At 34.1% G+C, this 16,618-nt stretch carries 13 protein-coding genes; 6 read left to right on the forward strand and 7 right to left on the reverse strand.

Going from position 1 to position 16,618, the window contains the following annotated elements; genetic code table 11:
- Nucleotides 1–111: 111 nt before the first annotated feature.
- Nucleotides 112–2,547 (forward strand): DUF4114 domain-containing protein, encoded by a 2,436-nt coding sequence (locus BST93_RS01410; RefSeq protein ID WP_105017809.1) that lies wholly within the window; start codon nucleotides 112–114, stop codon nucleotides 2,545–2,547.
- Between the two features lie 88 nt (nucleotides 2,548–2,635).
- Here the strand turns inward: BST93_RS01410 and BST93_RS01415 are convergent, their stop codons facing one another.
- Nucleotides 2,636–4,720, reverse strand: a complete 2,085-nt coding sequence (locus BST93_RS01415) for a tetratricopeptide repeat protein (protein WP_258150456.1) — start codon at nucleotides 4,718–4,720, stop codon at nucleotides 2,636–2,638.
- A gap of 147 nt (nucleotides 4,721–4,867) precedes the next feature.
- On the opposite strand from BST93_RS01415, the gene BST93_RS01420 reads away from it, so the two are divergent.
- The 3 genes from BST93_RS01420 (at nucleotide 4,868) to BST93_RS01430 (ending at nucleotide 7,740) form a co-directional block, all read left to right on the forward strand.
- Nucleotides 4,868–5,146 (forward strand): hypothetical protein, encoded by a 279-nt coding sequence (locus BST93_RS01420; protein WP_105017811.1) that lies wholly within the window; start codon nucleotides 4,868–4,870, stop codon nucleotides 5,144–5,146.
- A gap of 23 nt (nucleotides 5,147–5,169) precedes the next feature.
- A complete protein-coding gene (locus BST93_RS01425) occupies nucleotides 5,170–6,441 on the forward strand; it encodes an oligosaccharide flippase family protein (protein ID WP_258150457.1) in 1,272 nt (423 codons plus the stop codon).
- An 87-nt stretch (nucleotides 6,442–6,528) separates the two neighbouring features.
- Nucleotides 6,529–7,740, forward strand: coding sequence for a glycosyltransferase (locus tag BST93_RS01430; RefSeq protein WP_105017812.1), 1,212 nt, complete (start codon nucleotides 6,529–6,531; stop codon nucleotides 7,738–7,740).
- Here the strand turns inward: BST93_RS01430 and BST93_RS01435 are convergent.
- From BST93_RS01435 to BST93_RS01445, 3 genes are read right to left on the reverse strand one after another with little or no spacing between them, the layout of a single operon-like run.
- Nucleotides 7,733–9,241, reverse strand: a complete 1,509-nt coding sequence (locus BST93_RS01435) for a glycosyl hydrolase (RefSeq protein ID WP_105017813.1) — start codon at nucleotides 9,239–9,241, stop codon at nucleotides 7,733–7,735. The two genes, BST93_RS01430 and BST93_RS01435, sit on opposite strands and share 8 nt — an antisense overlap.
- Nucleotides 9,234–10,379, reverse strand: a complete 1,146-nt coding sequence (locus tag BST93_RS01440; RefSeq protein WP_105017814.1) for a hypothetical protein — start codon at nucleotides 10,377–10,379, stop codon at nucleotides 9,234–9,236. Before BST93_RS01440 ends, BST93_RS01435 begins: the two co-directional genes overlap by 8 nt.
- Before the next feature lie 47 nt (nucleotides 10,380–10,426).
- Nucleotides 10,427–13,516 carry a putative glycosyltransferase family protein gene (locus BST93_RS01445; protein WP_105017815.1) on the reverse strand — a complete coding sequence of 1,030 codons (3,090 nt, stop codon included), beginning with the start codon at nucleotides 13,514–13,516 and terminating at the stop codon, nucleotides 10,427–10,429.
- A gap of 159 nt (nucleotides 13,517–13,675) precedes the next feature.
- On the opposite strand from BST93_RS01445, the gene BST93_RS01450 reads away from it, so the two are divergent.
- The gene (locus tag BST93_RS01450; RefSeq protein WP_105017816.1) at nucleotides 13,676–14,509 is read left to right on the forward strand and encodes a dolichyl-phosphate beta-glucosyltransferase; all 834 of its coding nucleotides are present in this window, start codon (nucleotides 13,676–13,678) and stop codon (nucleotides 14,507–14,509) included.
- Between the two features lie 76 nt (nucleotides 14,510–14,585).
- Here BST93_RS01450 and BST93_RS01455 read toward each other — a convergent pair whose 3' ends face one another.
- The 3 genes from BST93_RS01455 to BST93_RS01465 are packed head-to-tail and all read right to left on the reverse strand — an operon-like array spanning nucleotide 14,586 to nucleotide 16,469.
- A complete protein-coding gene (locus tag BST93_RS01455) occupies nucleotides 14,586–15,152 on the reverse strand; it encodes a hypothetical protein (RefSeq protein WP_105017817.1) in 567 nt (188 codons plus the stop codon).
- Entirely contained in the window at nucleotides 15,139–15,636 is a 498-nt protein-coding gene (locus BST93_RS01460) for an RNA polymerase sigma factor (RefSeq protein WP_105017818.1), read from the reverse strand. Before BST93_RS01460 ends, BST93_RS01455 begins: the two co-directional genes overlap by 14 nt.
- The gene (locus BST93_RS01465) at nucleotides 15,633–16,469 is read right to left on the reverse strand and encodes an alpha/beta fold hydrolase (RefSeq protein ID WP_105017819.1); all 837 of its coding nucleotides are present in this window, start codon (nucleotides 16,467–16,469) and stop codon (nucleotides 15,633–15,635) included. Before BST93_RS01465 ends, BST93_RS01460 begins: the two co-directional genes overlap by 4 nt.
- Nucleotide 16,470: 1 nt before the next feature.
- Between BST93_RS01465 and BST93_RS14435 the strand changes: the two genes are divergently transcribed.
- Nucleotides 16,471–16,599, forward strand: a complete 129-nt coding sequence (locus tag BST93_RS14435) for a hypothetical protein (protein ID WP_258150459.1) — start codon at nucleotides 16,471–16,473, stop codon at nucleotides 16,597–16,599.
- Nucleotides 16,600–16,618 lie beyond the last annotated feature (19 nt).

The raw sequence follows: 16,618 nt of genomic DNA on the forward strand, positions 1-16,618 counted from the left end.
CAGTAATCTAGTTGATCAAACCATTCAACTACACTTAACGCCTGTCTAGCGAAAATACACCTAACAAGGTTGTTTATACTTCTAATTTTGACACATATAAACAAAGTCAAGATGAAGAAAAAACTACTCCTTTTGTTATTCGTATCTCAAGTAATATGGGCTCAAGGTTATCAATATCTAGGAGCCTATGATTCCATGGGTACACCTTTATATTTAGAAAACCCAGGTGATGTGGTAGGTAGCGACACTATGGATATGGTGGGTTATTCTTTGCCAGAAGGTTATCCTGTTCCCATCTACAATCCTCACTATATAACAGCTGGATACGATACCGATCTTATTATTGATAGTCTAGCAGACGTTTGGGTAACCTTCGTAAGTGAAGGTGCAGGTTATAAGAATGTTTTAGGTTTTTACACCTATGATGTTAATAATCCTCCAGTTACAGCTCCTACTCCATCAGACATAACGATTATTTTTCCTAACGTATCTGCACTATACAGTGGTGGCGGATTATTAGCTGGTGATAAAGTTAAAATAGGAACTTTTCCTGCAGGAACGGGAATTGGATGGGTTCTTTTAGCAAATGCATGGAATAGTTCTACATCTTCTATAGGTAATCCACTTTGGGCTGTACACTCAAACCCAGACTTTAACCCAGAAGCCCTACCCGAACTACAGCATCATAATGTCTTGCTACAAGATGCCGAAAACGAAAGAATCATTTTAGGATTTGAAGATGTAAGAAGAGATTACGGCTCGTGCGATAATGATTTTAATGATGCTGTATTTTATATTTCCGCAAATCCATACACTGCATTGAGAACAACAAATTATGCCGATGTAAGCAAGTTGGCAACTGTAACATCGGGAAATACAGGTGGTTTAGAAAGTGATGGTAAGCTAGCTAGCCTAGTTGCAGTTAGAAATTTTAAACGATCTAAAGAAAACCATCAATCAAATAAGAAAAATCAAGAGAGTTTTACTTCATATATTTCAAAAAACGGCGGAACTCAAACGACTCTAGATACTTACATTCCTAATACAGGAATGTATGGAACTGAAGTGGCACAAGTATCTACACCGCAAGACCTTATAGGTATTACCAATGCAAATGAAGTTTTATCAGTAGATTATTATGAACAAAGTAATCGCGTAGCGGCTGTTCTAGCAACTAGTACAACAGGGTCTATATACGATCATTCCAAAGTTATTTGCGACCGATTAAATAATTCCTCACTGGACGACGTACGTGTAGTAACCGTAAATGGGTATCCCATGATAAGTTCAAAAATAACTCGAGCCAATGGTGAGGTAGAGTACGCATTGGGTTTTTCCATTAAACACGACGGTGCCCAAAATGAACTCTATAGTTTGTGGGAAATAGGCCAGTATCCTACAGGGGATTATTACAATTTTCAAGTATGGGGAAGTTCTTTTTCACAGGTTTTTGCAATTACTAATGGTATCCTAAGCAACTTTAACCAATCACAATCTGTAGTTAATACTACCATTACAGCTACAGTACCAGAGGTGTTCGTAAATTCTGGTTACTATAAAAATGGAGCGCTACACCTTACTATTACAAATAAAACTGGTGTCCTTAATATGAATTTTTCTGGGAATTTGTCTGTAACAGAACAATCTGGAAGACAAAACATCACGCAGTCCATTAATCTTTCAGGCGCTTATCAAGAAGATATAATAATTCCAACTGGTGGATTATTTGATATTGGATTTTCTATCAACACAGGATCTTCACAGCAAGACACTCTATATCTAGCTGATGGACCATGGGGACTGGACTATCTAGACACCTATGCAACTGTATCACAGTTTGATATTAATGCGGGTAATACATCGGTTTTACCAAACGTTTATCATGTGGAACGTAATCCTATTGTAACTGGTAATGTAAAGGGTAATATCAACCTTTTTAGACACCTATTACCTGGTGATCAAAGTCTGGATATAACAAATTATGACACCATTCAATTTGATTTAAGCAATGACCGAGATGTAGAGGTTGTTCTGGTTCCAAATGCAGATATCGCCTGGACTGACAGGTATACCTTTACCATTCCGGCTAATCAGGGAAATACTACTACTACTCATACGATAAGAATAAATGAATTTGAAAATAGATCAGGAGTTCCATTCTCTTATTCAGACATTAAAACTATTGTTTTTTCAGTTATAAGTGATTATTCCACAACTATTCCATTTTCAATAAGTATTAATGATTTAAAAATCGGTCAATTTTCAACGTTGTCGTTGAACCAAAATTACGATGCTATTGCACAGGTTATGGTGTATCCTAATCCGGCTAGTACAACTGCCTACTTTAAGTTGCCAGAATCTACAAGTTCAATTGAACTACACATATATGATATGAATGGAAGATTGATAGATCGTAAAACTGAATCTTTGTTAGAAACTGAGAATAGCTTTAAATATGATGTGACTTCGCTTAAAAAAGGCTATTATGTTTATAAAATTCTTACAGCAAACAACGAATCTTTTATGGGGAAACTCGTGAAACAATAGGTATAAGGAATTGTGGTTAGTTATGTTTTCGCGACCGAGCAAAGCGAGGGAAGACAGAAAAAAGGCTTGGAGTAATCTGAGCCTTTTTTTAGTCCATTTTTTTTGCTTCTGAAAAATTAAATAGAGGTCTTTTTGTAATGTACCATTTAAGGTTCAAACCAAATTCAGTAAACGTAAAACCAGCAATAGTTGTTGACGCAATATTACTTTGCAATCCGTATAAATCAATAAAAGCTCGATCTGACAATTTGTAACCCAACTTGGCCTGTACACGATAGGTAGATTGACTAGGATTGTCTTCTATGACTTGTAAACCTGTAGCAAGATTAATATCGTAATACCATTGATTAATCTTAATCGAATTAAGATCTCTATTAAGGTTTAAGAAAATTTCTACAGCATTAAAACTGCTAGGGCTAAAATATGTGGTAGGCACTTGATTTTTAAAGCTTATATATTGGTAGTTTACACCTGCTTTAAGAACAGGTTTTTTGAAAATGTTATAATATAATGAGGTAAAAAGCAAATTACGAGTATTATTATCGTTCTGCGAGGTATAATAATATTGAGTAAACCATCCTAAGTTGAAATTGGTACTTAGATTATAGTTTACATAATAGTTGTTTTGAATCAATTGTCTATCTAGTAAAGCTGCATTGAAACTTTCCAGAGTGCGTTGATAACCTAATGATAAGGATTGTAATTTGAATGCGTTAATATTGAGTGAGAGGTTTGTGACAACCTGACTTTGGTTAGTATTCTCACTATTAGTGTTAATGACACCCAACAACCCTTTTAAATCAATTTTTGGAATTATCGTGTATTTAGATCCTATTTGGAATGAGTGTGCGGTTGCTGTAGTAGATAACAAATCATTATTTGTATTTCTATAAGTATAATCTGCTAGTAATTCCCATTTTACACTCATAGGAACTTTTAGTGTGAGTTGTGAACTATACGCCTCATTTTCACCATTATCAAAGCTATAGCTAGGTTTGATATTTAAGTATGGAGTAAAACTTTGATCTATATTTTTTAGAAACTTAGTAACGTCTTTTTGTTGATTAAAAATGTCTAATGTTTGAATTCCTTTAAGGTAGGCTTGTTGGTAAAGGCCTAAAGCTTTTAATGAGTTTGCTTTACCTAGATTACCGTCAAAGGATAACGAATCATTATTTAAAATTTTATCGTAGTCTTTGATACTTGATTTAAAATTGCTTGTATAAACATTGTTAGTAGCTCTTAATGCTAGTATCCAGTTTTCATTACCATAATCGTTTAAAAGCATTTCAATTTTATCACTTGCTTTTTTATACTTGGAGTTCCATATAAGAGCTTGCACATACCGTTCATGTGTTCTTGCAACTGTGTTGGGTTCAATATTTAATGTAACCAGGCTTAATGATTTTGAAGCTGTTTTTAAAGCTTTTTTATCCTGATTCTTTAGATGTTGTACTAGGGCAATACCGTTTAATGAAATAATACTGTCAGTTCTTGTTTTATTTATTCTCTTGTAAGTAATAAATGCACTATCTATTTTTTCTGAGATCAAGTAGGTATTAGCTAGCACCTGGAGTAATTCAGCATCCTCCTTTATTAATTTATTTACTTCATTCAAGGTATTTATAGCTGCTTGAGTTTTTTGGTTTTTTACTAGAAAATCTGAATATCCTAAATGTATGTACTTTTTAGAGGTAAGAGCATTGGCATTATTGGGTTCTAATTCAAGTGCTTTATTGATATAAATAATAGCTTGATCATATAATTTTAGATTTGAAAGAGTATTTGAATATCCTAATACAGCTGGAAAACTATTCGGTTGGGATCCTAGTAATTTCTCGTAGTATTCTTTCGCTTGTTGAAACTCTTTGTTCCAAAGAAGAGACTCGGCATAATTAAGTTTAATTTCAAAATCATTGGGATATTCATCCAGTAAATCAACGAACATATTCTTTGCTAACCTAGGGTTATCATTGAGGCCGGTAGCTCGAGCGTAACAAAGCTTTGCTGTTTTGTTGTTAGGAAAATCCTGTAAAACCTGATTAAAAAAAACTTGGGCTTCTCTAAATTGACCTTTCTCTAGCATTTTAAACCCTTCTGACATTTCCTGTGAATAGAGTCTATTACAACAAAACAATGTTATTATAAAGGAAATTAAAACATACGTTTTCATAAAATCATAGGTAAATCGGGTTAGACTAAAGATAATTACCACTGGTCTACAGTAAAATGCGATTAAACGAAAATAACCAATCTAAGCCTTTAAGCTAGAGCATCTTTGTAGAGAATAAAAAATAAAAATCATTTAAATATCAATATTATGTCTTTACAAATTAACAAATTAAACGGGATTTATGAATTAACTGGAGTGCTTGATTTAACCACTGCAAAACCATTATTAAATCATATAAAATTATTGCAAGGGTTTGAGAAATCTATTGATATCAATATAGATAACCTCTCACTGATTGACAGAACAGGTGTTGCTGCACTACTTACTATACTTTCTTTGTCTCTAAGAACTGATTGTAATATCACTATTTCTGGTAGGGGTTACAAAGATATTTATAACGAGTATAGAGATAATCAAGCTGCTTAAAACAATAATTTAAAAAAAATAAAATGTTAGCCAGTACCTTCCTTAAATCAAAAAAAATTACCTCAGAACAATTATTTATGTTAAGTGTTCTTTTGGTGAACGGTGGTAATTATTTTTATAATTTAATTCTGGGAAGGCTATTGGGGCCATCGCAATTTGCAGATGCAGCAGTACTCGTTACTTTTTTATTAGTGCTTTCTTTTTTGGCCATGACATTTCAGCTGGTTACCACAAAATTTAGCGCCTTATTAGAATATTTTGATTTATCCTCATTCATCAATTCAATATTTAAACTGTCTGTGATTACCGGTGTTATCATCGGTGCCATAATTATTGCCTTATCAAAGTGGCTTCAACAATCATTACAAACTCAAAATTCTATGATGTTTGTGATTTTTGGAACAGCGGTTCCTGTTTACTTTATATTAAGTGTAAATAGGGGTTTTCTTCAAGGAAATAATCAATTCAAACCTTTATCCATTACCTATCAATTGGAAATGGTAACTAGGTTAGTTTTAACTGTCAGTTTTCTTTTATTCATACCAAAATTAGAACCCATAATAAGTGTTTCCATAGGTATAGTGATTTCATTAATCGCAGGTTTCTTCCCCTTCAAATTGACGCCTTTCATTGAAAGAATGTCAATTAAATCCAGTCTGATTTTAAGTCGACCTGTGAAACACTTTTTTATTGTTACTCTATTCTATGAACTTACTCAAATCATTATAAATAATAGCGACATTTTATTAGTGAAGCATTTTTTCAACAGTTATGATGCTGGATTATATGCTTCCCTTGCTTTAATAGGTCGAGTAGTTTACTTCATGGCATGGATGTTTGTAATGCTCTTACTTCCTAAGGTAATCGAACTGAAAAAAAACAATAAAAACACAACTCAGATTTTATCTAAATATGTAAGTTATATCACCTTATTGTGTATGGTAATTGTAATTGGAACTATCCTTTCACCAGAAACCATAGTAAGCTTACTGTTTGGTAATGAGTATTTAGAAATAGCACCATTGTTGTGGAAATACGCTGTGGCAACCTCATTGTTTGCAATCGCCAATATATTCTCGTATTACTTCTTATCCTTAGGAAACTATATTCCTGTAATTATTTCTGGGATTATGGGAATGATGCAGGTGGCAATGATTTACTTGTTTCATGATTCTCTTCACACAGTTGTTCTAGTTCAAATAATAGCTATGGTTGTGCTTCTTACTGGACAAGTATTATACTTCTACCAATCAAAAACAGATCAAAACCATTCATCTACACCAACTGGCATTTAGTCTACACATATAAGTGTATAATCGTTTTTGACTGATTAACACGTTTAAAACTAGGCATATTTGTATAGAAATTAAAAACAAAGATCAATGAAAATCGCAGTCGTAACATCGTTTCCTCCTAGTAAAATCACACTAAATGAGTATGCTTTCCATTTGGTAAAAAGCTTAAGTGATCACGAAAAAATTTCAGAGATTGTATTATTAACTGATCATACGGTTGAAGAAAAAGATTTAAGTTTTAAAAATGATGATTGCATCATAACTGTCAAAGAATGTTGGTCATTCAATAGCTACTGGAACTTAAAATCGGTTACTAAAGCAATTAACGAGACTAATCCAGATCAGGTTTTATTCAACCTACAATTCATGAAATTCGGAGACAAAAAAGTAGCTGCTGCATTAGGTTTAATGTTACCCTTAATATGTAAACTAAAAAAAATACCTACAGTTGTCTTGCTGCATAACATTCTTGAGGAAGTAGACTTATCTAGTGCCGGTTTTACAAATAACATTATCCTTACGAAAGCTTATAACTTAATAGGCTCTTTACTTACTAGACTCATATTACAAGCAGATGTTGTAGCCGTAACCATGCAGAAATATGTAACCATTTTACAAGAGAAATACAACGCAAGTAATGTAAGGCTTATACCTCATGGAACTTTTGAAACTCCTCAACAAGAACCTAGCTACGATGCAAATACTGGCGCGTTGAAGGTAATGACCTTTGGGAAATTTGGAACTTATAAAAAGGTAGAGAATATGATCGAGGCTGTAGAGTTAGTACGTAAAAGAACTCACTTAGATATTGAGATAATAGTTGCAGGAACTGATAACCCAAACGTTCCTGGATATTTAGAAGGTGTTAAAAAGAAATACAGTAGCGTTGAAAAGGTAACGTTTACTGGATATGTAGAAGAGGATGAGGTGCCTGTAATCTTTCGCGAAAGCGATATCGTTATATTCCCATATACATCTACTACTGGTAGTTCTGGAGTACTGCATCAAGCAGGAAGTTATGGTAAGGCTGTAGTAATGCCTGATCTAGGAGACCTAGCTCTACTTACTAAAGAAGAAGGTTATAGAGGTGAGTTTTTTGAGCCTACTAGTATTACTAGTTTGGCAGATGCTATTGAAGTATTACTTACAAACGATGCTCACCGTCGCGCTATAGCTCGTTCAAATTTTGAGGCTGCAACTGCTTATCCTATGAGTAAAATTGCACAATTATATGTTGATGTTTTTGATGAATTACAGACTGAATCTAAGTCTGTTAACCATTTACAGGTTGTTAATTAGATAAATGTTTAAAGGTTGGTTTCTTATTGCCATGGACGTCGATAAATCCATAGAATTTTTGAGGATTTCTACGCCATGGCAATATTCCTGTTACCTTATCAGGTACTTGGTTAAAATCATATAAAGTCCAGGACATAGCAGGAATTTTCTTCTCTTTCAGGATTGAGTTGGCTTTTTTATGATACTCTGCTTGTTCTTTTTCACTAGAACTCAAACCCAGTATTCCCGTATAAGAACTCCATCCATATTCGGTAATAACAATTTCTTTTTCAGAGAGTTGAGAACGAAGTTTTTCCCATTTATTTGATAATTCATCTAGGTCTTCATAATAATGAAAAGATACAAAGTCTACATCTTCACTTAATCCTGTCGCAGCTTGTGCATTTGACCAACCTATAGTGACTGGATGATCCTGGTCTAATAATTTTAAACGATAAATCATTTGTTCAAGCCACGAATCTACCATGGAAGGACTTCGGTTTTCGTAATCGAGATCTGGCTCGTTTTTTAAATCATAACCTAATAAAGCTGGGTGATTCATTATTTGTGGAATCAATTGATTTAAGTGCTGTGTGGTCATTGTCCAGTCTTCGACATCATAATTACCATAAAAGTCAAATAGAGTTACCAATACGTCTAGATCATTGGAATGAGCGCTATCTAATAGCTCGAGCAGTTTATTAACTTTCTTACTTTGCACGTATTCTTTTCCAAAATCCTCATACCCAATAAAAATTCTAATCGTATTGATGCCTTGATTTTTAAGCAGATTAAAATCTGAATCAAAAGTGGCCTTGGTAATACTATCATTAAAGGTATCCCAAGGAAATTTTTGAGGGTAATAATTAATTCCTCTTACTTTACTGTGCAGTGGTAAGGTTTCAAAATTTGAGGTTATCGAACGCACGCCTGTTGAAACTAAATGCCTAATGTGCCAGTGACCATCCTGTAGTAGTAACACAACCTTATAGTCATTTGATGTGTTTTGCTCATCGATTATCTGATTATCTTGATACGTTTTTTGATATTGAAGAACTTCGGTATCTGATATAACCACAATTTGACCATCCTCGCTCATAAACTCGATTTTAGGATGATGCTCTAGCGTGGTCATCTCAACGGTTGTTCCGTTTTTAATATTATAGTCGATAATAGATTTTAGTTTGCCCAATGAGCGCTTTGTGTAAAAATCTGAAACACCGTTAATGTCGTTATTTTTAAGAGCATTTGCTTTTACACGCCATGCGTTTAAATAATCTTTCTCTATGGTGGCAAGCATGGTTTTATTTACAGATCTACCTTTTACTGCTGTTGTATCCCAGGTTATTATAGGTCGATAAGTGCGTTGTTCTAACTGTTCAGTATGTAGCATTTTACTGCGATCTGCCCCAGTATTTAAATAACTGTATACGCTTCCTATCGCTAGGATTACACAGGCTATAAGTCCTAGGTAAAGTAAAACCAGTCCAGATCGTAATATATTTACGCTAAAGTTATTCAATAGCTACGTTTTTAAGATGTTTAACGATTCCACCAGCTGTAATTTTAATATCATAGTCTCCTTTTTCAAACACATTTGGGTCTAGATAAAATGTAACATCACCATTTAAGGTTCCTTTATTTAAGTTATGGTCACTATCATTTCCAACTATAATTGCCTCGACTGTAAATCCATCTGGAATGATTTGGCCTAGGAAACTAGTAAGTGAGGTGACCCTTATACTTCTACCCGTAATCTGAATATCAAAATCTTTGATAGCTGGTAAAAATTCAATTTTCATATAATTGCTTACGGCCATATTAGGGATTAGGGCACGTACTTCCCATGACTCGGCTTTTTCTGGATGAAGTAGGTTTGCTGTTGCTACTCCGTTAATAGTTGTTGCAGTGGTTTGTCTAGTTGCTCCGTGCTCTGTTTGAATATAAAAAGTAACAAGCGTTCCATCAGAAACTGTATTTCCATAACGGTCGGTAATTGATGAGGTAATGAGTTGTAGTGTTTGATTACCATCTGCATATGGGTGATTACGCTTTCGCGAAAGCGTAAAATCCACAGCCCTACCAGCCATTATATCAATCGTGTGTTCCTTACTGGATACATTTCCCGATGTGACCGTCGTAATTAATTTACCAGTAGATGTATGAGCATTGAGAATATCAAAGGTAAAAAGGTTATTAATCATAAGATCTTTTTCCTCTTTTTTGAAGTCCATAAAGTTTTTAAGAGTAACTGTAGTATTGTCCAACTGAGGATTATCAAATTCATCAACCGGAAGAATAGTGATCATAGTAAAATCATCCTTACTAGCTTCTAAAGTAGGTGGACCAACATAACTCTCAATGTGATGTATGTTTTTAGGTAGAATTTTAAGTTTACCTTCCAGATTAGTTTGAAGTAATTTCCAATATAATACACCAGCTTCACTTGAGATAAATTGAGGTATTGGATATTTTAAATGGGCGTCGTTCTTTAAAGGCTTAATTAGAATAATGCCTTGATTCCCCATTATTTTAAGTAAAGGAATGTCATCAGTGGTGGCGCTTATTTCTAGGACAATGTTATCTCCAGCAAGATATTCAGTAGTTGTGTTTATCAATCGATATGTAGGATCCACATACGGGTGTTCTTTGCTTGACATGAGCAAAGTCACTATCATAATCAGGATATGTGAGTTTCTTAAAATCATTAATTAGGATTACCTATATAACTGTTCAACTCTATTTTAATATATGGGATTTCACTATTGCTTGTAGGTATTAATTCATGTTCAACTTTGTCATCATAACTAGTATGGTAATTAGGATTGGGTAATCCATTCACATAGCAATTTGACATGTTTGAATTGATGGTTTTTAATTCTTTGAGATCAGTAAGTTTAATTTCAAAATTTGACTTGCGCTGCGGTCTTATCGCATCAGTAATAAAATGATGTTCTACCCAAACTAGATTTGAATGTTGATCATAATAGGATAATAGTAGTTGAGGTACTGTTACTTGTTGATTGCCCGCATTGAATAAGGAGCCTGACAATTTATCTCCCTTTATATGAAGCTCATTAATAGTTAATGCTTTATACAAATCAGTTATCGCTACATTACCAGCAGCTTGAAGATTAAAAACCTGCGGTTCACTTTCAAAATTAATAGGTGTATAATGGTCTGGATCAAATCCTGACGGAATACTGTCTTTGGTATTTTGCCAGGCGATACCTTCAAACTTGATTTTGAAACTACTGATCTCTTTTGGTAACAGTTTGTGTTTTAAATCGTATTGAGCATTATAACTAGCTAGCTCTTTATTGCTGTTATCATAAATAGTACCATTTATAACAACATCTGCAGGAACATTATCTATATTTTGTACCTCTCCAAGTAAATAATACTGTCCTTCATTTTTAACAAGTTTGCTATTGAGTAGTTGAAGTTCTGGTTGTTTAAGTACGTCCTCGTGAAACGTTTTTTCTACCGTTGCCTTGCGCCTTCCTTGATTATAAAAATCTGTTTGATTAACACTTATAAATTGATCTGGAGGAAGGTCTGGATCTTTTTCCTGTAATTGAATGTACCAATTTCCATCACGTTTTACTGTAGAAATAATCGTGGCTTTTTCTAATTTCTTCAATGGAGTGATCCATTTTGTAAAGACTTGAACTATAGCTGTGCTATCAGTAGATGATACAATTTGAGTGTCTATTTCGTCTAGCTTACCATAAGAACTTAATAATCCGTCAGATACTGAAACCTCTAGCATATATTGATCAAGGGAAAGTTTACTTTTTACGTCAATATAGCTATGTGCCTTTTTAAATTCCTTGAAATCAAGAGCGTCATAATAAGCTATACTTACATTCTCTGGACTATGATGGGCATCATTTTTAATGTATAATAAATAAAGACCAATAATTGAGATGATTACTAAAATTATTGACCATATATGTAGTAGTACAATTAAACTCCAAGGTATGTTTTTGATTGTAAAAGGTACTTTTAAATAATCCGGTAATCTAACCTCTTTATATTTCAACAATCTTAATAAAAGCAAGTGAAAATTGAGCACAAATGCAATAAGCACTGTCAATATAGGCATGATTCCCCAAAGCAATTTTTGCCATTGTGCGACATCTTGAAAAGGTAAAATTTTTGGTAATGGAGCAACATTTAGTTTTTCCCAAACCATAATTCCGTTTTCCAGTTGTTGTAATCTTTGCCATCCACTGAAATATAGCATTGGATCATAAAATTTATCATTAGAAAAAATGTATTTCAAATGATACTTTTCTGGAGCGGTTAAAAATTGTTGTAAGGAGCCTAAACCTTCTACACCTTTAAACTTTGAATTTTCTAATCGTTCTATCGGTCTTGTTGTCAACTCTGGTAATCTGCGAGCAGAATGATAATTACCATCAACCGTTAGTGCATTTGTTTGAGCAGATAGCCATGCCATTTGATCTCCAAATCCTAATGTTAAATACCTCCATTCATGGTGTTGATCTTGATCAAGAAAGTTGACTATGGGAAGCATTTTAATTTTAGGCGGCTGCGACGGCCTAAAGTTTCCTAGAGTTATTGTAAAAATGCTGAAAAAAATGATTAAACCAGCTAATACACCACCGCTCAATCTATGATAAACGGCACCTAATTTACTTTGGATCAACTCTTTTAAATCACCATTTATAAATCTATAGGCAAACTCACCCAACATAGGCAACGACATTATGGAAGCCCATAACGTAAATCTATCTAAGGTAAGAATATTAAAGGCGTTTTCTCCCAATATCGTTCTTGGTATAGGAGTAGTTCCTCCTGTTCCTAATATGGTAAGTAAAGTAATAGACAAACCAAAAAACAAATAGCGCTTACTATAATACCTATAGAATATATAAGGTAGAATTAACAGAAGAATACCCCATGGAATTAAAAAGAAAACAAGTCCTGAAGAAGTGATTTCTATAAAATTATCTCGTGATCCATGTGGTATAGGAACCTGTGTTATTGGATTATTTTTAGTGTTAATCCAATATGGTAAAATACAACCTATTATAATTACTAAAGAACAAGCTCCAAATACTACTATCCTTTTAAACAATTTAAAAAAGCTAACTAGGAATACCTTAAAAGTGATTTGTCTGTACGTAGAAACACGATCTCTTGAATGGTCCATAATGACCATTCCGATTAATGGAAAAATAAAAAATACCATCCCAAAAATCGGTGTGACATGATGTGAGGTAACGGTAACCGCGATTAAGGATAAGCTCGTTATTAAATATTTGATTTTACCATTTTTCAACCATAAATAAATTTCTGGTAGGGCATGCATAAGTACCGATATTCCAACTATACTAGGCAATTGACCGAATATGTGTAGTGTTTCGACAAATGAAGAAGAAAAAACAGCTAGGAGCGCGGCGTAACCTGCACAATTTCTGTTTGAAGTAAGTAATAGGGTGAATCGATAAACACCGGTAATAAATAAGATAACTCCTACTATAGCAATAGTGAACATACCAAACTTTAATCCACCTATACTACTTAACAAGGCTATAGATTGATGCACCAATGGTGGATAACTCATTACTGTAAAACCAGTATACCACTTAAAGTTCCACGGTTCAAACCAATTACTAGCGTAGTGTTCTGCAAAAAACAAATGAATAAGAGCATCATAGGTAGTTTCCAGAGTATAAAATATCGTAGCACCATGAAACAATAGCCCTACGAATAAAGCTACTATCAATATTTTATTGGTCTTTTTAGATGATTTCAATGGTTGCATTTTATACATGCTAAAGATATAACAAGGAATTTATCCAACCATCGGCATTTATCCTCGCTCGACTGCCACTCGTCTATAGTTAAATGACAACCAGCGAATTTCAACGAAATTAGGTGTCTTACACCGATAATTTTGGGTCGTAATTAAAGCTCAAATATTATGAAAACTGGAATTATCATACCGTGTTACAATGAAGAAAAAAGACTAGATGTTCAAGCCTTTATTGAATTTATTCAAGCTCATGAAAACTATCATTTATGCTTTGTAAATGATGGAAGTAAAGATAACACTCTAGAGGTTTTGAATAGTATTCGTAAAAACAGCCCTCAACGAGTAAGTGTTGTTGATGTTAAAAAGAACGCAGGAAAAGCAGCTGCAGTTCGTTCAGGTGCTAGATACTTATACAACAGAGAGGATATTGACTATATAGGTTTCATTGATGCAGATTTATCTACCGACTTTAAAGACTTTAAAAAGTTGGTAGATACGTTGCATAATAATGATGAGCTTACAATGGTTTACGGTTCCAGAGGTAAAGGAAATGGTACTATCGAGCGTAACCCGTTGAGATTACTGTTTTCTAAAATCGTGAAAATGTTCATCTTCTTTATTTTAGGTTTATCAATAGAGGACACACAATGCGGAGCCAAAGTGTTTAAAAGAGATATCATTCCTTTAGCCTATCAACAAGCATTCTTGACAAGATGGTTATTTGATGTCGAGATCTTTTTGAGACTTAAGAAATACTATGGAAATCATGTCATGAATAAAATGCACGAACAAGCATTAGATAGATGGGTTCACGTTGACGATTCAAAGTTAGGATTAAAAGATGCTTTAAACATACCTCTTCAACTTACTCAAATATTCTACCAGTATAATGTTGTGAATTCGTTTGCTCAGCCACAATTCGCTGTAAATTCAGGCTTCAATTTGAACACAGCAACCTTAATAGAAATGCCAGTAAATACTCCACAAGTAATTGCCGCGTAATTCTATTGAACCACAGTTAATATTAAAAACTTGTTTTATTAGTTTGTAAACTAAAAACATTTATAAAGAATTAATATTAGAACTCTTTTAAATCTCTTTGAAGCGTTTTCAACATTTGCTTTTCTTTTTTAATCTGGTAAGCGATAAATACAATCATTGCAATTGCAATAGGAATGCTTGAAATCCAGGTATATTGAAACCAAAAATCACTTAAATACTTTTTAAAAGTAGGAATAAGCATAACAAATCCTGCCCAGTACAGTGTAAGTAGTACCGGTGTCCATACCTGGTGGATTTGTAATCTCAATTGATGTCGGTCCCGATTCAATTGAGTGTACTCTTGAGCGCTCAATGTTGGATGAATAGGCTTAAATTGTCTAGAAGATTTAAGCTCTAACGCAATACGTACTGAAATAACACCTATCATAAGTAAAAGTCCTGAAGTAAATAAAGGCTCGTTTGATGTGGCTGTATAAACAAAATACGCCACTAAAGTTAGAGCTGTGATACTAAGTACAGCAATGGTGATGAGTTGACCTCGTTTTATTTGTGCTAGCGTGTTTGTTGCTTTTGTGGTAATATTTGAATCAGGCTGGGATTTTTGATCCGGCCAGGTTTTAGTTATCTCTTCAAATGTTTTCATGATTGACACATTTAGTAAGTTGTTGTTTAATTCTATTAATTCTAGTGCGCACAGCATTGTGATTAATTCCTACGATAGCTGCAATTTCCTGCTGTGGCACTTCTTCTAATTCTAATAAAAGAATGGATTTATTGACCTTATTCAACTTGTTCATGCATGCGTAAAGCGTTGCATATTGAAGTTCCTTATCTACTGCAGTTTCTACTGTTTGTTCTATCTTATTATCTAAACTCTCTGTTAGTTTATTTTTATTATCTCGTAAAAACTGCAAGCAGGTATTTACTGCAATACGGTACAACCAAGTAGAACGTTTTGCTGTTCCTTTGAAAGAGCTCCAGTGTTGCCAGACTTTCATAAAAACCTCTTGTTGTAAGTCCGTAGCTAGTGGTTGATTTCCTTTTACGTAACCTAAACAGAGTCGGTGAACCTTGTCTACATTATTGTGATAAAGTTGTTCAAATGCTCTTTGCTGGTCGGTTATCATAAGTCTAAAATAGCGTGTAATTTCTCATTCAACCAATCTGGAGCATCGTACATGATAAAATGCTTAGAATCTGCCTTAATGTGAAAATCATAATTCTTTAGATTGCTGTACTGTTTTTTATAAGTTTGGGTTGCCGCATCAACTCCATAAGGTAATCCTGCTGCAATAATAGTCACAGGAACTGTTATTTGTTTGAGTAAAGGACGTACGTCTAGCTTTAAATAATCGGTATATCCATGAACATAGGTTTTACGATCACACTTAGTGATGGATTCGGCAATAAGGTTTTGATGTTCTGGTGAGCCAGCCATTCCTTGGGCCATCATCACTGCCATTTGACTAAACTGTTGATCACTCATAGCGAGCATTTGATTGTTATAAGGGCTGTCATAAATAAGTGTACTAGGGTCCACGCCAGGGAACATGAGCGCTGCGGTGCCAGGCAATCCATCAATAACCACTACTTGTTTGATGTTCAGGTTTTCTTGAGCGGCTAACCAAGTGGCAATAGTACCACCCATGCTATGACCTACAACCGTCCATTCTTCAGTGTTGTTGTGAGCTATGTAGGATTTAATTTCCTTTAAAACCCTAGGTAACCACAACGAGTCAACAGCTTGAATCTGACCAAAACCAGCATAATCTACTAAGTGTAATTCGTTATGGTCTATGAATTCGGTTATTACAGAATCCCAAACTGTGTGATCACTTGCAAACCCAGGTAAAAGTAGAACAGGTTTTCCAGAGCCTTTTACGGTCGTTTTGATAGCGTTTTGGGCATCGCTGTGAGAAAAAATAAATAATGCTATAGCGAAAAGAATAATGCGTTTCATAATGATGTTTTTAATTGTTATTCACCCTTATGATGCAACTTCTTTAAAATGTTACATGACTATTTTAAAAATTTATGTTTTAGATACTCCGCTTTCGCGAAAGCGTACTAAAATAAAAGCAAATGAATAATCATTTTATTATTAACCCT

The organism is Nonlabens tegetincola (genome assembly GCF_002954355.1).
Classification (GTDB): Bacteria; Bacteroidota; Bacteroidia; order Flavobacteriales; family Flavobacteriaceae; genus Nonlabens; species Nonlabens tegetincola.

Excerpts from the sequence above, each read along its gene's own strand:
- BST93_RS01465 (WP_105017819.1), bottom strand. The coding sequence starts at position 16,469 with ATGAAACGCATTATTCTTTTCGCTATAGCATTATTTATTTTTTCTCAC.
- BST93_RS01420 (WP_105017811.1), top strand. The coding sequence starts at position 4,868 with ATGTCTTTACAAATTAACAAATTAAACGGGATTTATGAATTAACTGGA.
- BST93_RS14435 (WP_258150459.1), top strand. The coding sequence starts at position 16,471 with ATGATGTTTTTAATTGTTATTCACCCTTATGATGCAACTTCTTTAAAA.
- BST93_RS01410 (WP_105017809.1), top strand. The coding sequence starts at position 112 with ATGAAGAAAAAACTACTCCTTTTGTTATTCGTATCTCAAGTAATATGG.
- BST93_RS01440 (WP_105017814.1), bottom strand. The coding sequence starts at position 10,379 with ATGTCAAGCAAAGAACACCCGTATGTGGATCCTACATATCGATTGATA.
- BST93_RS01445 (WP_105017815.1), bottom strand. The coding sequence starts at position 13,516 with ATGCAACCATTGAAATCATCTAAAAAGACCAATAAAATATTGATAGTA.
- BST93_RS01415 (WP_258150456.1), bottom strand. The coding sequence starts at position 4,720 with ATGAAAACGTATGTTTTAATTTCCTTTATAATAACATTGTTTTGTTGT.
- BST93_RS01425 (WP_258150457.1), top strand. The coding sequence starts at position 5,170 with ATGTTAGCCAGTACCTTCCTTAAATCAAAAAAAATTACCTCAGAACAA.
- BST93_RS01450 (WP_105017816.1), top strand. The coding sequence starts at position 13,676 with ATGAAAACTGGAATTATCATACCGTGTTACAATGAAGAAAAAAGACTA.
- BST93_RS01430 (WP_105017812.1), top strand. The coding sequence starts at position 6,529 with ATGAAAATCGCAGTCGTAACATCGTTTCCTCCTAGTAAAATCACACTA.
- BST93_RS01460 (WP_105017818.1), bottom strand. The coding sequence starts at position 15,636 with ATGATAACCGACCAGCAAAGAGCATTTGAACAACTTTATCACAATAAT.
- BST93_RS01455 (WP_105017817.1), bottom strand. The coding sequence starts at position 15,152 with ATGAAAACATTTGAAGAGATAACTAAAACCTGGCCGGATCAAAAATCC.